The sequence below is a fragment of the Microbacterium sp. H37-C3 genome (genome assembly GCF_027157935.1).
Lineage (GTDB): Bacteria > Actinomycetota > Actinomycetes > Actinomycetales > Microbacteriaceae > Microbacterium > Microbacterium plantarum.
Genome location: NZ_JAPVLR010000002.1, coordinates 35,395 through 48,886, shown reverse-complemented (window position 1 = coordinate 48,886; position 13,492 = coordinate 35,395). Strand labels below are relative to the sequence as shown.

15 protein-coding genes are annotated in these 13,492 nt (G+C 69.6%); 9 read left to right on the top strand and 6 right to left on the bottom strand.

Annotation, left to right across the window (positions count from 1 at the left end; all coding sequences use genetic code 11):
- Window positions 1–26 precede the first annotated feature (26 nt).
- Together O1W71_RS05290 and O1W71_RS05285 are read right to left on the bottom strand one after the other, a co-directional pair.
- Window positions 27–950, bottom strand: a complete 924-nt coding sequence (locus tag O1W71_RS05290) for an ABC transporter permease (RefSeq protein WP_114588893.1) — start codon at window positions 948–950, stop codon at window positions 27–29.
- The gene (locus O1W71_RS05285) at window positions 950–2,275 is read right to left on the bottom strand and encodes a quaternary amine ABC transporter ATP-binding protein (protein WP_269266842.1); all 1,326 of its coding nucleotides are present in this window, start codon (window positions 2,273–2,275) and stop codon (window positions 950–952) included. The genes O1W71_RS05290 and O1W71_RS05285 overlap by 1 nt, the downstream gene beginning before the upstream one ends.
- A 347-nt stretch (window positions 2,276–2,622) precedes the next feature.
- Here O1W71_RS05285 and O1W71_RS05280 point away from each other — a divergent pair, with 347 nt between their 5' ends.
- Together O1W71_RS05280 and O1W71_RS05275 are read left to right on the top strand one after the other, a co-directional pair.
- Window positions 2,623–3,267 (top strand): GNAT family N-acetyltransferase, encoded by a 645-nt coding sequence (locus O1W71_RS05280; RefSeq protein WP_269266841.1) that lies wholly within the window; start codon window positions 2,623–2,625, stop codon window positions 3,265–3,267.
- Window positions 3,254–3,775 (top strand): TetR/AcrR family transcriptional regulator, encoded by a 522-nt coding sequence (locus O1W71_RS05275; protein ID WP_269266840.1) that lies wholly within the window; start codon window positions 3,254–3,256, stop codon window positions 3,773–3,775. The genes O1W71_RS05280 and O1W71_RS05275 overlap by 14 nt, the downstream gene beginning before the upstream one ends.
- Before the next feature lie 3 nt (window positions 3,776–3,778).
- Here O1W71_RS05275 and O1W71_RS05270 read toward each other — a convergent pair whose 3' ends face one another.
- The gene (locus O1W71_RS05270) at window positions 3,779–4,075 is read right to left on the bottom strand and encodes a chorismate mutase (RefSeq protein WP_023953263.1); all 297 of its coding nucleotides are present in this window, start codon (window positions 4,073–4,075) and stop codon (window positions 3,779–3,781) included.
- Between the two features lie 88 nt (window positions 4,076–4,163).
- On the opposite strand from O1W71_RS05270, the gene O1W71_RS05265 reads away from it, so the two are divergent.
- Window positions 4,164–5,312 carry an AI-2E family transporter gene (locus O1W71_RS05265; protein ID WP_112615687.1) on the top strand — a complete coding sequence of 383 codons (1,149 nt, stop codon included), beginning with the start codon at window positions 4,164–4,166 and terminating at the stop codon, window positions 5,310–5,312.
- A gap of 22 nt (window positions 5,313–5,334) precedes the next feature.
- Here the strand turns inward: O1W71_RS05265 and O1W71_RS05260 are convergent, their stop codons facing one another.
- Complete coding sequence (locus O1W71_RS05260) at window positions 5,335–6,510, bottom strand: lactonase family protein (RefSeq protein WP_269266839.1); 1,176 nt, start codon at window positions 6,508–6,510, stop codon at window positions 5,335–5,337.
- Between the two features lies 1 nt (window position 6,511).
- On the bottom strand, window positions 6,512–7,798 hold the full coding sequence (locus O1W71_RS05255; protein WP_114588888.1) for an adenylosuccinate synthase: 1,287 nt from the start codon (window positions 7,796–7,798) through the stop codon (window positions 6,512–6,514).
- Window positions 7,799–7,940: 142 nt separating this feature from the next.
- Here O1W71_RS05255 and O1W71_RS05250 point away from each other — a divergent pair, with 142 nt between their 5' ends.
- Complete coding sequence (locus O1W71_RS05250; RefSeq protein WP_269266838.1) at window positions 7,941–8,438, top strand: transporter substrate-binding domain-containing protein; 498 nt, start codon at window positions 7,941–7,943, stop codon at window positions 8,436–8,438.
- Entirely contained in the window at window positions 8,435–9,415 is a 981-nt protein-coding gene (locus tag O1W71_RS05245; protein ID WP_269266836.1) for a cation transporter, read from the top strand. Before O1W71_RS05250 ends, O1W71_RS05245 begins: the two co-directional genes overlap by 4 nt.
- On the opposite strand, the gene O1W71_RS05240 is transcribed toward O1W71_RS05245, so the two are convergent.
- The gene (locus tag O1W71_RS05240) at window positions 9,405–9,761 is read right to left on the bottom strand and encodes an inositol monophosphatase family protein (RefSeq protein ID WP_269266835.1); all 357 of its coding nucleotides are present in this window, start codon (window positions 9,759–9,761) and stop codon (window positions 9,405–9,407) included. The two genes, O1W71_RS05245 and O1W71_RS05240, sit on opposite strands and share 11 nt — an antisense overlap.
- Window positions 9,762–10,235: 474 nt before the next feature.
- Between O1W71_RS05240 and O1W71_RS05235 the strand changes: the two genes are divergently transcribed.
- From O1W71_RS05235 to O1W71_RS05220, 4 genes are read left to right on the top strand one after another with little or no spacing between them, the layout of a single operon-like run.
- On the top strand, window positions 10,236–10,649 hold the full coding sequence (locus O1W71_RS05235) for a hypothetical protein (RefSeq protein ID WP_269266834.1): 414 nt from the start codon (window positions 10,236–10,238) through the stop codon (window positions 10,647–10,649).
- Window positions 10,646–11,605, top strand: coding sequence for an aminotransferase class I/II-fold pyridoxal phosphate-dependent enzyme (locus tag O1W71_RS05230; RefSeq protein ID WP_269266833.1), 960 nt, complete (start codon window positions 10,646–10,648; stop codon window positions 11,603–11,605). The genes O1W71_RS05235 and O1W71_RS05230 overlap by 4 nt, the downstream gene beginning before the upstream one ends.
- Window positions 11,605–12,915 (top strand): hypothetical protein, encoded by a 1,311-nt coding sequence (locus tag O1W71_RS05225; protein WP_269266832.1) that lies wholly within the window; start codon window positions 11,605–11,607, stop codon window positions 12,913–12,915. Before O1W71_RS05230 ends, O1W71_RS05225 begins: the two co-directional genes overlap by 1 nt.
- Entirely contained in the window at window positions 12,912–13,475 is a 564-nt protein-coding gene (locus O1W71_RS05220; RefSeq protein WP_269266831.1) for a dihydrofolate reductase family protein, read from the top strand. Before O1W71_RS05225 ends, O1W71_RS05220 begins: the two co-directional genes overlap by 4 nt.
- Window positions 13,476–13,492 lie beyond the last annotated feature (17 nt).

Here is a 13,492-nt window from a genome sequence, read left to right as displayed (position 1 = left end):
GGAGGATACGTTCGGATGCCGCGGGGTCAGGCGGCGGGGGCGAGCTCGCGCTTCTCCGCGGCGGTGGCGGCGGCCGCGGCTGTCCGGCGACGGCCGATCACGCCGAGGATCGACCCCTTCTGGCCCTTCATGTCGCCGAGGGCGGAGGTCAGGCGATCGAGGTAGATCGCGAGGATGACGACGCTGAGGCCCGCCTCGACACCGGTGCCGATGTTGACGGTCGACATCGCCTGGACGATCTCCTTGCCGAGCCCGGGCGCACCGGCGATACCGGCGATGACGGCCATCGAGAGCGCGAGCATGATCACCTGGTTGACACCGGTCATGATCGTCGGCATGGCGAGCGGCAGCTGCACGCCGCGCAGGATCTGCCCCGGTGTGGCGCCGAATGCGTGCCCGGCCTCGACCGTCTCGGAATCGACGCTGCGGATACCGAGCTCGGTCAGGCGCACGCCCGGGGGAAGCGCGAAGATCACGGTCGCGACCAGACCCGGTACGAAGCCGATGCTGAAGAACACGATCGCGGGGATCAGGTACACGAACCCGGGCATCGCCTGCATGAGGTCGAGCACGGGCTTGATCACCGCGCTGAAGCGGTCGCTGCGGGCGGCGAGGATGCCGAGCGGCACAGCGATGACGACGGCGATGACCGTCGCGATGACGACGAGCGCGAGCGTCTGCATCGCGGTGACCCACTGTCCGACGCCGAGGATGATCGCGAACGAGATCGCGGTGCCGATCGCGAACTTCCACGACCGCAGGAACCAGCCGAGCAGTGCCGCGACGACGATGACGACGACGATCGGGGCGCTCAGCAGCAGGTCGGCGAGCGAGCCGACGAGCCAGCCGACGGCGGTGGAGATCGCGCCGAGCAGCCACGAGACGTTGTCGCGGATCCAGTCGACCGCGACCTCGGCCCACTGGCCGAGCGGAATGCGGAAACCATCCATCAGCGCACCTCCCCGTTCTGGAGAGCGGCGCCGTCGACGGCGGTCGCCTCCGCGAGCACCTCGTCGATCGCGGCCTGCGGCATCGGCTGCAGCGGGATCGTGATCTCCTCCGTCGCGCCGGGGCCAGGGCCGAGGGCGGCGAGCAGGGTGATGCGGGGGATGACGCCGACGAGGCGCCCGTCCGCATCGGTGACGGCGAGCGGCAGCGGCGACTCGACGGCCGGGACGAAGAGGTTCATGAGAACCTCGTCCTGGCTCACGGTCTGCGGCGCGGGCTTGATGACCGACGACAGCGCCGACTCGCCGCGGCGGACGAGCTTGACGGCGTCGCGGTCGGTGACGACACCCAGCAGCTTGCGGTCGCGGCCCACGACGTAGGCGGCCGACATGAAGGCGTCCCGCATCTGCTTGAGGGCGACGCGCGGTCCGGCGGACTCGGCGACGACGGGACGCGGCCGCTCCATGACGTTCGCGGCCGTGAGCACACGGGCACGGTCGACGTCCTGCACGAACTGCTCGACGTAGTCGTTGGCCGGGTCGGTGAGGATGTCTTCGGGCGTGCCGATCTGCACGATGCGGCCGTCGCGCATGACGGCGATGCGGTCACCGAGGAACATGGCCTCGTTGAGGTCGTGCGTGATGAAGATGATCGTCTTCTGAAGCTTCTGCTGCAGTTCGAGCAGCTGCTCCTGCATCTCGCGGCGGATGAGCGGGTCGAGTGCGCTGAACGCCTCGTCCATGAGCAGGATGTCGCTGTCGGCGGCGAGCGCGCGAGCGATGCCGACACGCTGCTGCATCCCGCCGGAGAGGGCGGAGGGGAGCTTGTCGCCCCAGCCCTCGAGTCCGACGAGGGAGAGGATCTCCTCGGCCTTCGCGAGGCGCTCGGTCTTCCCGACGCCGCGCAGCTCGAGCGGGTAGGCGACGTTCGCGGCGACGCTGCGATGGGGAAGCAGTGCGAAGTGCTGGAAGACCATCGCGATGCGCTCTCGACGGATGCTGCGCAGGCGAGCGGGGGCGACGTCGGTGATCGAGTCGCCCTTCACCGTGATCGTTCCGGCGGTGGCGTCGTGCAGCCCGTTGAGCATGCGGATCAGAGTCGACTTGCCCGAGCCGGAGAGGCCCATGATGACGAAGATCTCACCGGGCTGGACGGTGAAGGAGGCATCGATGACGGCGGCGGTCCCGGCGTCGGCGATCTCGTTGCGCTGGGCTCCGGCCCGGAGCTTCTCGACGACGGACTTCGGGTTGCGCCCGAAGACCTTGTACAGATTCTTGGCTTCCAGAGCGGGGGAAGTCGCTTCCCCCGGAGAAGACGGACTGGTCACAGGTCACCTCGGCAGCCGGTGCAGGCTGCATCGGTTACGCCCGGGTGGCGACCTCCTGGCGCGCGTCTCGCGACGGCGTCTCGGCTGCGGATGTCGGATCCACGAGCACAGGCCGCCGACCATACGTTCGCCGGTCTGGCACCCCCAGGGTTGCCACCAGCGACCGCGGACTGGTCGGGTAGTGGCCCGCGGCGGGCCTCATCCAACGTTTCACGTTCGGGGGTAGGTCGCAAATCGGATTCGGGATTTGACCTCTGATCGGCCATTCCGATATCACGCGCGCGGGCGCTGCGACTTCTGCGCCGACTCACAGCAAACTGTTTCTGCAGTAGACATACAGTTACTCCATGACTCGCACGACGCTCACACAGGTCACTCCGGTCACGCGCGGGGAGATCGACGCGGCCGCAGAACTCCTGACGCTCGCGTTCGCCGACGACGCCCCGACGCGGGCACTGCTGCAGGAGCGGGGTGATGACGTGCGGGCGCGTCATCGACTGTTCCGGGCCGTGCTCCTGGGCGGACCGTTGCAGAACGGGACGGTCGACGGCGTGCGCGATCTCGATACCGGAAGGCTCCTCGGCGTGGCGGTGTGGTCGGGCCCGGGTGAGACCGGGATGCGCACGGCGGCGATTCCGGAATACGTCCGCGCGATCGGCATCGGCGGCCTGTCCCGCGCTCTGCGCGTCTCGGACGCGATCGACGCCCACCGGCCCGCCGTGCCGCACTGGTACCTGAAGGCGGTCGGTGTCGCCCCGGATGCGGTCGGCGGCGGCATCGGGGGAACCCTGCTGGCCTCGCGGCTCGAGCTCATCGACACGACCGGCTCGCCCGCGTATCTGGAATCGTCGAACGACCGCACCACGGCGCTGTATCGCCGACACGGCTTCGTGCCGCTCACGCGACTGCCCTGGCCCGACGGCGCCGGCCCGACCGCCATGTGGCGCGCCGGCGGCACGGCGTCAGGCGAGGCTCGTCATGCGGCCGAGTAACCGCGAGCTCATCCTCGACGCGGCCGTCGCGCTGTTCGCGGACTCCGGTGCCGACTCGGTCACCTACGACGACCTCGCCGCACGGACCGGGCTCACCAAGAGCGGCATCGTCTACCACTTCGCCACCCGGCAGCTGATCCTCGAGGCGGTAGCGGGTCGCCTCATCGACGGCTGGGCCGGGTCAGCGGCATCCCACCTTGCCGGACAACCCGACGATCCCCCGCACCGGCTCGCAGCCTTCGTGGCGGGCCTGCTCGAAGGAGACGCCACGCCGGCTGAACTCCGGCTCGCGGTGGAAACGCTCGGCGGCCGGCGGATGCACGACGAGTGGGAGGGCATCCGCGCGTACTGGCTGCAGCCGGAGGATGCGACGCCCGCGCAGCTGACGGCCGTGGCGGCGGCACTGGGATTGTGGATGAGCCGGGCGACGGGCTTCCTCGACCTCGACGAGGATCAGCGCGCCGCGGTCGAGCGTTCGATCCGGCAGCTCGCGGCTCCCGGCGACTGAGAGTCAGTCCGCGATGTCCTCGGCCGCGATGCGGTGATGCCGGATGACCTCGGCGACGACGAACCCGAACCACTTCTGGGCGAACTCGGGGTCGAGGTCGGCCTCTTCTGCGAGACGCCGCAGGCGAGCGATCTGCCGCTCCTCCCGGCCGGGGTCGGAGGCGGGCATGCCGTGAGTCGCCTTGAGCTCACCGACCTGCTTCGTGCAGCGGAACCGCTCGGCCAGCATGAAGACGAGCGCGGCGTCGATGTTGTCGATGCTCGCCCGCAGTCGGTGGAGTTCGGTCGTGGCGTCGGTCATGGTGGCTCCTTCCCTCGCCGACCCTATCTTCTCGGCATGAGCTGGCGACCCCACCGCGAGCCGTGAACCCCGCGCCTAGAGTGTGACCATGACGAAGCCTCGCTCGAACAGCTCAGCTCCCGCGGCGCCCTCCGCTCCGGTGGCCGGGCCGGCCACGCGTGATCAGCCCATCTGGGGCGCGCTGTCCCGGCCGTTCGCGGCCGGCTTCTTCCTGGCGCTGGGAGCCCTCGCGGCGATCGTCCTGGGGCTGGCGGTCTCCAGCCTGTCGACGGTTCTCATCTACGTCGCGATCGCACTGTTCGTCGCCCTGGCGCTCGACCCCGTGGTGCGGTTCCTCGTGCGGCGCGGCATCCCGCGCGCCTGGGGCATCGTCATCACGTTCGCCGCGCTCGCGCTCATCATCGCCGGCATCCTGTGGGTCGTCCTGCCGCCGGTCGTCCGCCAGGTCGAACAGTTCGCGAAGGACGTGCCGTCGATCGTCAACGACATGTTGCGCAGCGACACCGTGCGCTGGCTGGAGAGCACCTTCGGCGACAGCCTGAGCGACGTGCTCAACGAGGTGCAGAGCTTCGTGACCAACCCGTCGAACATCGCGGCGATCGGCGGGGGCCTGCTGCAGGTCGGCGTGAACGTCGTCACGGCCATCTCGGGTTCGATCATCGTGCTGGTGCTGAGCCTGTACTTCCTCGCATCGCTGCCCCGCATGAAGAACGCGCTCGTTCGCATCTCGCCCGCGCGCTCGCGTGCGACCGTCGCCGACATGACCCGGCAGATCACCGAGTCGATCGGAGGCTATCTCTCGGGCATGGTGGTGCTGGCGCTCATGAACGCGACCTTCGCGTTCATCCTGCTGACGATCCTCGGGGTTCCGTTCGCGGCGCTGATGGCCGTGCTCGCATTCGCGATCACACTCATCCCGCTCGTCGGAACCGTCATCTTCTGGGTGGGCGCGTCGGTCATCACGCTGCTGACGAACCCGACCGCCCCGCTGCCGGCGATCATCTTCGCCGCGGCCTACCTGCTCTACATGCAGGTCGAGGCATACGTCCTGACGCCGCGTGTCATGAACCGGACGGTGTCGGTGCCGGGGTCGCTCGTGGTCATCGGAGCGCTCGTCGGCGGCACCCTGCTAGGCCTGCTGGGCGCGCTCGTCGCGATCCCGGTCACGGCGTCGATCCTGCTCATCATCAATCAGATCGTCATCCCGCGTCAGGACGCGAAGAAGCTGCCGCACTGAGCCCCGCGGTGGGGGCGCGCGATCACGCGACCGGCAGGATGCAGGTCGGGCTCGGGGCCGCTACACGATGGCGCACGCGGCCGGGAACCCCGGTGCGCGGGTCGCGCGTCATCGAGACCACCTCGCTCGAGAGCTGTCCCGCGACGAGCAGGGTGTCGCGCACGACCACGTGGTGGCGCGGCCAATCGACGCCCGCATCGACGAGCGCGAGCTGCTCGAGCCGATCACCGGCACCGCGGACGCGGAGCACCCCGAGGGTGTTGCTGCCGCGGACGCCCGCATAAACGGTCTCGCCGTCGGGTGTCATGGCGATCTCGGCCGCCGTGTCGTCGTCGAGGGCCCCGAGGAGCCCGGTCGCCGACAGCATCCGCCATTCGCCGGCGCGATCGGCGCCGAGCACGAACACCTCGCGCGAGAGCTCCGTGAGCACGTACAGGTGACCGCTGGGATGCCAGAGGGTGTGACGCGGGCCGCTGCCGAGCGGCAGTGCGACCTGCTGGACGAGCCGGAGCCCCCGCGGGCTGTCACGCCAGAACCGCACGAGGTCGAGACCCATGTCGGTCGTCACGATCAGACCGCCCGGAAGGTGTCGCGCCTGGTGCGAGCGCGAGGGGCGTGCGGCCTCGGCATCCTGATCGGGACCGGGATGCGGCGGCGCCGGCACGTCTGAGCCGGGCACCAGATGCGCGAACTCGGGTCCGGCGGCCTCTCGAAGCGCCCGCGCGGCGGCGGCGAGGTCGAGGTCTTCCGCGGCCGGCTCGGCGAAGGCGTCGGGTCCGTACGGGTCGACGGCCGCCGGCGCGATCACCGGAGCCGACGGGATGCCGGCGTCGTCGAGGCTCATGCGGACGACACGTCCGTCGCTCCAGCAGCTCGCGATGAGCGATGCTCCGTCGGGCGCGACGGCCACGTGGCACACGGCCTCGCCGGCCGGGACGGGACGCCCGAGCGGCGCCCACGCGTCGAGGCCGGTGCGCCGGTAGGCCTGCACCTCGCCGCGGAACTCGAGCGCGGCGTAGACGACATCCCGGCGCGGATGGCGGGCCACCCACGACGGTGACGACGCGGCGACGACCTCGGGCCGCAGCGAGAGCTGACCGTCGGCGGTGGCGCCGTCGGGATCGCCGGGGTGCAGGAGGCCGATGCCCGCGGCCTCGCCGCCCATGTCGGCGGTGTAGCCGCCGAGCAGCAGCCGCACGTCAGTCGACGAGGTCGTGGCGGACGATCACGGCGTCGCGGGCGGGCCCGACGCCGATCACCGAGATGCGCGTGCCGCTCATCTTCTCGAGCGCCAGGACGTACTCCTGGGCCGCGGTGGGAAGATCGTCGAACGTGCGAGCCGTCGAGATGTCCTCCTTCCACCCGGGGAAGTACTCGAGGACCGGCTTGGCGTGGTGGAAGTCGGACTGGTTGACCGGCACCTCGTCGAATCGCTGGCCGTCGACGTCGTAGGCGACGCAGACCGGAATCCGGTCGAGCCCCGTGAGGATGTCGAGCTTCGTGAGCACCAGGTCGGTGATGCCGTTGATGCGCGTCGCGTACCGCGTGATCGGGGCGTCGTACCAGCCGACGCGGCGGGGGCGGCCGGTCGTCGTGCCGAACTCGAAGCCACGCGAGCGGAGGAAGTCGCCGTTCTCATCGAACAGCTCGGTCGGGAACGGACCGGAGCCGACGCGCGTCGTGTACGCCTTGACGATGCCGACGATGCGGTCGAGGCGATTGGGGCCGACGCCCGATCCGGTCGCGGCGCCACCGGCGGTGGCCGACGACGAGGTGACGAAGGGGTACGTGCCGTGGTCGACGTCGAGCATGGTGGCCTGCCCGCCCTCGAATACGACCACGTCGCCGTTGTCGAGCGCCTCGCTCAGCAGCAGGCCGGTGTCGCAGACCATCGGGCGCAGGCGTTCGGCGTACGAGAGCAGGTCTTCGACGATCTCGTCGGCGGTGATCGCGCGACGGTTGAAGACCTTGACCAGCAGGTGGTTCTTCTGGTCGAGGGCGCCCTCGACCTTCTGCCGCAGGATGTTCTCGTCGAACAGGTCCTGCACGCGGATGCCGACGCGGTTGATCTTGTCGGCGTAGGCCGGCCCGATGCCGCGGCCGGTGGTGCCGATCTGACGCTTGCCGAGGAAGCGCTCGGTCACCTTGTCGAGCGTGCGGTGATACTGCGTGATGAGGTGCGCGTTGGCGCTCACCTTGAGCCGGGAGATGTCGAGCCCGCGCGCCGACAGCGCCTCGAGCTCGGCGAACAGTACCTCGAGGTCGACGACGACGCCGTTGCCGATGACGGCGTTGACGCCCGGCGAGAGGATGCCGCTCGGCAGCAGGTGCAGGGCATACTTCTCGTCACCGATGACGACGGTGTGCCCGGCGTTGTTGCCGCCGTTGAACTTGACGACCCAGTCGGTGCGGTCGCCCAACAGGTCGGTGGCCTTGCCCTTGCCCTCGTCGCCCCACTGGACGCCGACGATGACGATTCCCGGCATGCGGATCTCCCTTTCTGTCGAGGAGGGATTGCACCCCATCCTATCGACACGGACGCAACCCCCTTACGGAGATCGCGGCGCGCGCGCCAGGGTGTTGGCGCAGATCGGATGTATCGATCGAACGCGCAAGGAGGAGGGTCTCATGCACCACCGGCTCGCCGCAGCGGTCGGCGCGGTCCTGTTGCTGCTGACATCGTCGTTCGCGCTCACGGGGTGCGGGCTGTCGATCCCCACCGACCCGTCGGGCACGCTCGCCACGGTCGAGGGCGGCACACTGCGGGCCGGGGTCTCCCCCGACGGTGAATGGGTGCAGGTCGACGGCGACGAACCGCAGGGCAGCGAGCCCGATGCGATCCGAGCGTTCGCCGACTCGCTCGACGCCGACGTGGAATGGACGGTCGGCTCGGAGGAGGCACTGGTGCGCGAACTCGAGCACGGCGGTCTGGACCTCATCGCGGGCGGCATCACCGACCAGACGCCCTGGACCGACAAGGCGGGAGTCACGCGCCCGTATGCCGAGGCCACGGCGAAGGACGGCAGCACGCTCAAGGTCGTCATGCTCGTGCCGCTCGGCGAGAACGCGTTCCTCTCGCGCCTCGAGACCTTCCTCTCGGAGCGGGCGAAGGCGGGCGAGCTGTGAACCGGTCGGAGGTGCGATTCGGGCAGACGGAGCTGCCGCAGCGTCAGGTCGAGGTGCTGCGTCGCGCCGTGCGGCTCGAATGGGTCACGATCGGATTCCTCGCGGTGACGGTGACCCTCGTCTTCCTCGTGCTCGGCAATTCCCAGGCGATGAAGGCGGCGTGGATCGAGGATCTGCTGTCGTTCATCCCGCCGCTGGCTTTCCTCATCGCGATCCGGGTCAACCGGCGCCGGCCGACGCTCAAGCATCCGTACGGCTTTCATCGCTCGGTCGGGGTCGGTCATCTGGTGGCCGCCGTCGCCCTCACCACGATGGGCACCTACCTGATCGTCGAGTCGGCGATCGGGCTGCTGAGCGGCGAGCACCCGACGATCGGGACGGTCGAGCTGTTCGGCGCGTCGATCTGGCTCGGGTGGCTCATGATCGGCGTCATGGCGATGACCGCCGTGCCGCCCGTCCTCCTCGGGCGCGCGAAGCTCAAGCTGGCGCGCGAGCTGCACAACAAGGTGCTCTACGCAGATGCCGACATGAACAAGGCCGACTGGATGACGGCCGTCGGCTCGATCGTCGGCGTCACCGGCATCGGTCTCGGCCTCTGGTGGCTCGACGCGGCGGCGGCGCTGTTCATCGCGGCGGGCATTCTGCGCGACGGGCTGAAGAACCTGCGGGCCGCGATCGTCGACCTCATGGATGCGCGGGCGACGACGTTCGACGACGCCGAGCCGCATCCTCTCGCGGGCGAGATCGACGCGTACCTCGCCGGCCGGCCGTGGGTGTCGGCCGCGGGCAGCCGGGTGCGCGACGAAGGCCACGTGTTCCACGTCGAGTCGTTCGTCGTCCCGCGGGACGGGCGGATGCCGAGCCTCGATGAGCTGGAAGCGGCGCGCGAAGGCTGCGTCGAGCTCGACTGGAAGGTGCAGGACATCGTGCTCGTGCCGGTCCGCGAACTGCCGATCGTCGTGCCGGTCAGCGAGTGACGAGGTCGCGCAGCGCCGCGACGACATCCGGTCCGCCGACGATGAGCAGGTCGCCGTCTGCAGAGGTCCAGGATGCCGCACCCGCCTCCGTCGCGATGAGCGCGCCGCCGACGAGGTCCCAGATCTCGTTGCGATAGGCGACGAACGCGCCGAGGCCACCGGTGACCAGCAGCGCCCAGTCGGACGATGGAGCCCAGCTGCGCAGCACCCGCTTCGTGCTGCCCTCGAGGCGGTCGAACAGCGCGTTGCGCCGCGGGTCGTCGTGGCCGACCTCGTAGCCCTGGGTGAAAGCGACGGTCGCGCGAGAGAGCTCGTCCGCCGCGTCGATGACGAGGCGGGATGCCACGGCTCCGGCTTCCGGGGAAGCGTCGGCGGCGACGCTAGCGGGTGCCACCGATGACGAGAACCCGCCAAAGGTGGCCGAGAACACCCGTGGCCCATTGAGCGCATATCCCGACGCCGGTAAATTCCCGCACCACGGGGCGCAAAATGTGCGTCTTATTCCGGAAACTCCGAGGCCGGATATCGGCAGAAAGGAGCGAGCATGGATGCCATCGCTGACCTCATCGAAGCGCGACACCTGGATCAGCTGAAGCAGGTCCACATGGACTGCTGCGCAGTGATCGACGAACCGAAGTGATCGTGCTGGGCGGCGGGTCGCACCGAGATGCGGGCACCCGCCGCCCTCCGCGAGGCAGGAGAGGAGAGGGAATCCGTGCTCACGAGGGATTATATCGAGACGGTTCGGAGCCGCGTCGCCGAAAAAGGAGTCGTCTGCACCGACCGGCATATTATCGAGTGCCTGAAATACCTCGCCATCATGTCGGGCACCAGCGGACGACGAATAGTCGTCACCCCGGATGTGGACGAGGTCTGGCACGAGCTGATCGTGCAGACGAGTCTCTACTTCAGCCTGTGCGAATCGTTGCCGGGTGGCAGGTACATTCACCACGCCTCGATCACGCCGGATGCATACGCCGCGCGGACGGGAGAGCGGGAGTTCGTCGCCGAGTTCCTCCGCTGGGTCCCGGACTACGTGCACAGCTTCGGGCCCTTCGATTCGGAGCGCGCGGAGCACTGGACAGTGGTCGGGTTCCTGCGCTCCGAGCTCGGGATGACGCTCGACGAGATCAACGCAGTCGCGGCATCTGCTCAGCCCGAGGCGGCACTGCCGCCGGAGTCGCCATGGCGCATCCTCGCGCACGACGATCTCGAGATGCTCCTGGCCGCGTGAATCCGGACTACGCGCTGCGCCCGCCTTCGCGGGTGTCGTTCGCCACGCACGATCGAGATGTCGATGCCGCCTGGAAGGCCGAGGTCCTCGAGCGGGTGCGCCTCTCGCGCTGGAACGCCTACGTCGGCCTCGACGGACGGCAAGCAGCCCGAGACTTCGCGGAGCGTCTCAGGCTCGACCCCGGGGGCGACCGGCGCGGGTCGCTCCACCGCGGCGCGGAAGCCGCGCTGAAATGCCTGATCGAGCACCGGGCGCCCGAACGACTGTGGGTCCCGGCGCACGGGTACCCGGGATTCGCTCGCGTCGCGTCATCCTGCCGCATCCCTCTCCTCACGTACGCCGACCTCGACGATCTCGCGGGGTCGCGCCGCGGTGACCTCGTCGTCATCACGACGCCGTCGTCGCCGATCGCGACGGCGGATGCCGGCGATCTCCTCCGGGAGCTGGCGGGCACGGGCGCCCAAGCCGTTGTCGACGCGACATTCTCGCTTCTCGACTCCGACGGCGTCGCCGGGCTCGCACCCCTGCTGCGCCTGTCCGACGCGCCGGTGATCGTCAGCGCGTCGAAATCGCTGGGCCTGGCCGGCATCCGTCTCGGCGTTCTGCTCGATGGCGGACCCGGGCCGCACGTCATGCCGAACCCGATGGAGCTCGATGTGTTCCAGTGCGCCGTCTGGGACGCATTCATGGATGGCGACAACCTTCGTCGTCGCGCCCACGATGTGGGTACACGCCAGCGCAAGCTGCACCATCGGCTGCGACGCGCAATCGAGCGTCTCGAGGCGGAAGTGATGTACGCGTCGAACAGTTTCGCGATCACAGTCCGGCGGGGCTCAGTTCCCGTGTCCGCGCTCGGGGACCACGGCTGGAAGGAGTACCCGCCCCTCCACGCCCTGCGTCTCGACGCCTCGGATCGGGTGGCCGCCTCGATCGAGGCGTGGACAGGAGCCCCCTGATGAGGCGCGACTATCTGGGGCGGGCCACGCTGGCGGCATCCGCGATGTTCCTGCCGGGGATCGGCAGCGTCGTCATCCTGCTGATCATGGCGACGGCCTACTCCGACGACGTGCAGGCGGCGATCGGGCTGGGCGGCTCGACCGCCGCGATCGTGACGGTCGTGGCATCCGGTTTCGTTGTCACCACCATTCGTGCACGCACGGCGGGACGCTCCCTCGAGGGCGAGCTGACGGGGGCCGTCGGGACAGCGATGCTCCTGCTGCTCGCATCGATCGCGATCGCGCTGCTCAGCCCGGTGCTCTCCCGCTCGGACGCGGGCGGGTTCTTCGCCGTCTACTGGATCGCCACCATCCCGGCGACGGTGCTCACCCCAATCGGCTTCGTTTTCAACGGAGCGTTCCAGGCGCTGCGCCGCGACGGCACGAACCTGATCACCGCGGTCACCGGAACGCTCGTGAAAGCGGCCGTCGCGGCGGTCGTCGTCCTGCTCGGCGTCTCACCGCTTGCTGCCGTCGCGGCCGTGGGGGCCACGACATCGGTCGCGTCGATCCTGGGAGCGCTGGTACGAGGATCCCAGCTCGCGCGGGCGGACATGATCTCGTGGCCCATGTTCGCGGCAGCGACGCGAGAAGCTCTCGCGCACCCCGTCGTGGTGGTCCGCTCGCTCGGCGAGCGTGCCGCGGCGTCGGTCGACGGGCTGGTCTTCCTGGTGACCTTCACCGCGGCGATCCTGGTGGCCACAGCGCACTCCCCCGCAGACGGTGCTGTCGTCGCGCTCTCGGTGGCCGTGATGCGCTCGGTCATCGTCCCGTTGAAGCAGTTCGGCGTGGTCGGGGCGCGATTCGTCATCGCCGAGCGCCGAGGTAGCGGGCGCGACCGGGCCGACGCCATGCGCCTGTCGACGGTCCAGGTGAACTGCTTCGTCCTGCTCGCGGCGATCGCGGTGGCGCTGACCGTCACGCGGCTCGCCCTCCCCGTCTTCGACCAGCTCGGCTGGCTGGTCGTCGCGATGATGGCCGGCCAGCTGCTCATCGAACCGTGGGCCGGCGTTCTGTACTCCTACCGCAAGATCGCGCTGTCGACGGCGGCCGGGCTGCCCGCCCTCGGGATCGCCTACGGGGCGGTGGCCGGCCCCGGGTTGACGCTGCTCGCCGTCACGCGTTCCGGCTCGGCGGAGGCCATCTGGGCGGTTCTGCTCGCGACGCGCGTCGTCTTCGCCGTGCTTTTGGCCTGGACTCCTCGCATATCGATGCCCGCAGGTTCAGACTGGCGTCGCGGCGTCATCCGCCGCAGGCGGGATGCGACATGAGACCTCTCCGGTATTCGATCAATGTGACGCTCGACGGCTGCTGCCACCACGAGGCGGGCCTGCCGCCCGACGAAGAATCGATGGATTTCTGGAGGGCGCAGATGGCCGGCGTCGACGCGCTGCTGCTCGGGCGGGTGACGTACGAGATGATGGCGGCGGCCTGGCGGCGGCCGCCTTCGGGCGAGTGGCCCGACTGGATGGATGACGCCGAGGTCAGGTTCGCCGAGGCCATCGACGGCGCGCGGAAGTACGTCGTGTCGTCGACCCTCGCGGACGCCGACTGGAACGCCGAGCTGATCTCGGGCGACCTCGAGACAGCCGTTCGCGCGTTGAAGGCCGAGCCGGGCACCGGCCTCTGGGTCGGCGGCGTCACCCTACCGAGCGCCCTGGCGAACCTCGGCCTCATCGACGAATTCGAGTTCCTCGTGCAGCCGGTCGTCGCGGGGCGTGGACCGACCCTGCTCGCCGGCTTGGACCGGCAGATCCAACTCGACCCCGTCGACCGTACGGCGTTCCGGTCCGGCGCCGTGGCGACGCGATATCGGGCCCGGAACCCGTAAGGCGCGCGCCGACGCGA

Coding starts and splice junctions, on each gene's coding strand:
- O1W71_RS05290 (WP_114588893.1), bottom strand. CDS start 950: ATGGATGGTTTCCGCATTCCGCTCGGCCAGTGGGCCGAGGTCGCGGTC.
- O1W71_RS05280 (WP_269266841.1), top strand. CDS start 2,623: ATGACTCGCACGACGCTCACACAGGTCACTCCGGTCACGCGCGGGGAG.
- O1W71_RS05275 (WP_269266840.1), top strand. CDS start 3,254: ATGCGGCCGAGTAACCGCGAGCTCATCCTCGACGCGGCCGTCGCGCTG.
- O1W71_RS05270 (WP_023953263.1), bottom strand. CDS start 4,075: ATGACCGACGCCACGACCGAACTCCACCGACTGCGGGCGAGCATCGAC.
- O1W71_RS05265 (WP_112615687.1), top strand. CDS start 4,164: ATGACGAAGCCTCGCTCGAACAGCTCAGCTCCCGCGGCGCCCTCCGCT.
- O1W71_RS05255 (WP_114588888.1), bottom strand. CDS start 7,798: ATGCCGGGAATCGTCATCGTCGGCGTCCAGTGGGGCGACGAGGGCAAG.
- O1W71_RS05250 (WP_269266838.1), top strand. CDS start 7,941: ATGCACCACCGGCTCGCCGCAGCGGTCGGCGCGGTCCTGTTGCTGCTG.
- O1W71_RS05235 (WP_269266834.1), top strand. CDS start 10,236: ATGTCGGGCACCAGCGGACGACGAATAGTCGTCACCCCGGATGTGGAC.
- O1W71_RS05225 (WP_269266832.1), top strand. CDS start 11,605: ATGAGGCGCGACTATCTGGGGCGGGCCACGCTGGCGGCATCCGCGATG.
- O1W71_RS05220 (WP_269266831.1), top strand. CDS start 12,912: ATGAGACCTCTCCGGTATTCGATCAATGTGACGCTCGACGGCTGCTGC.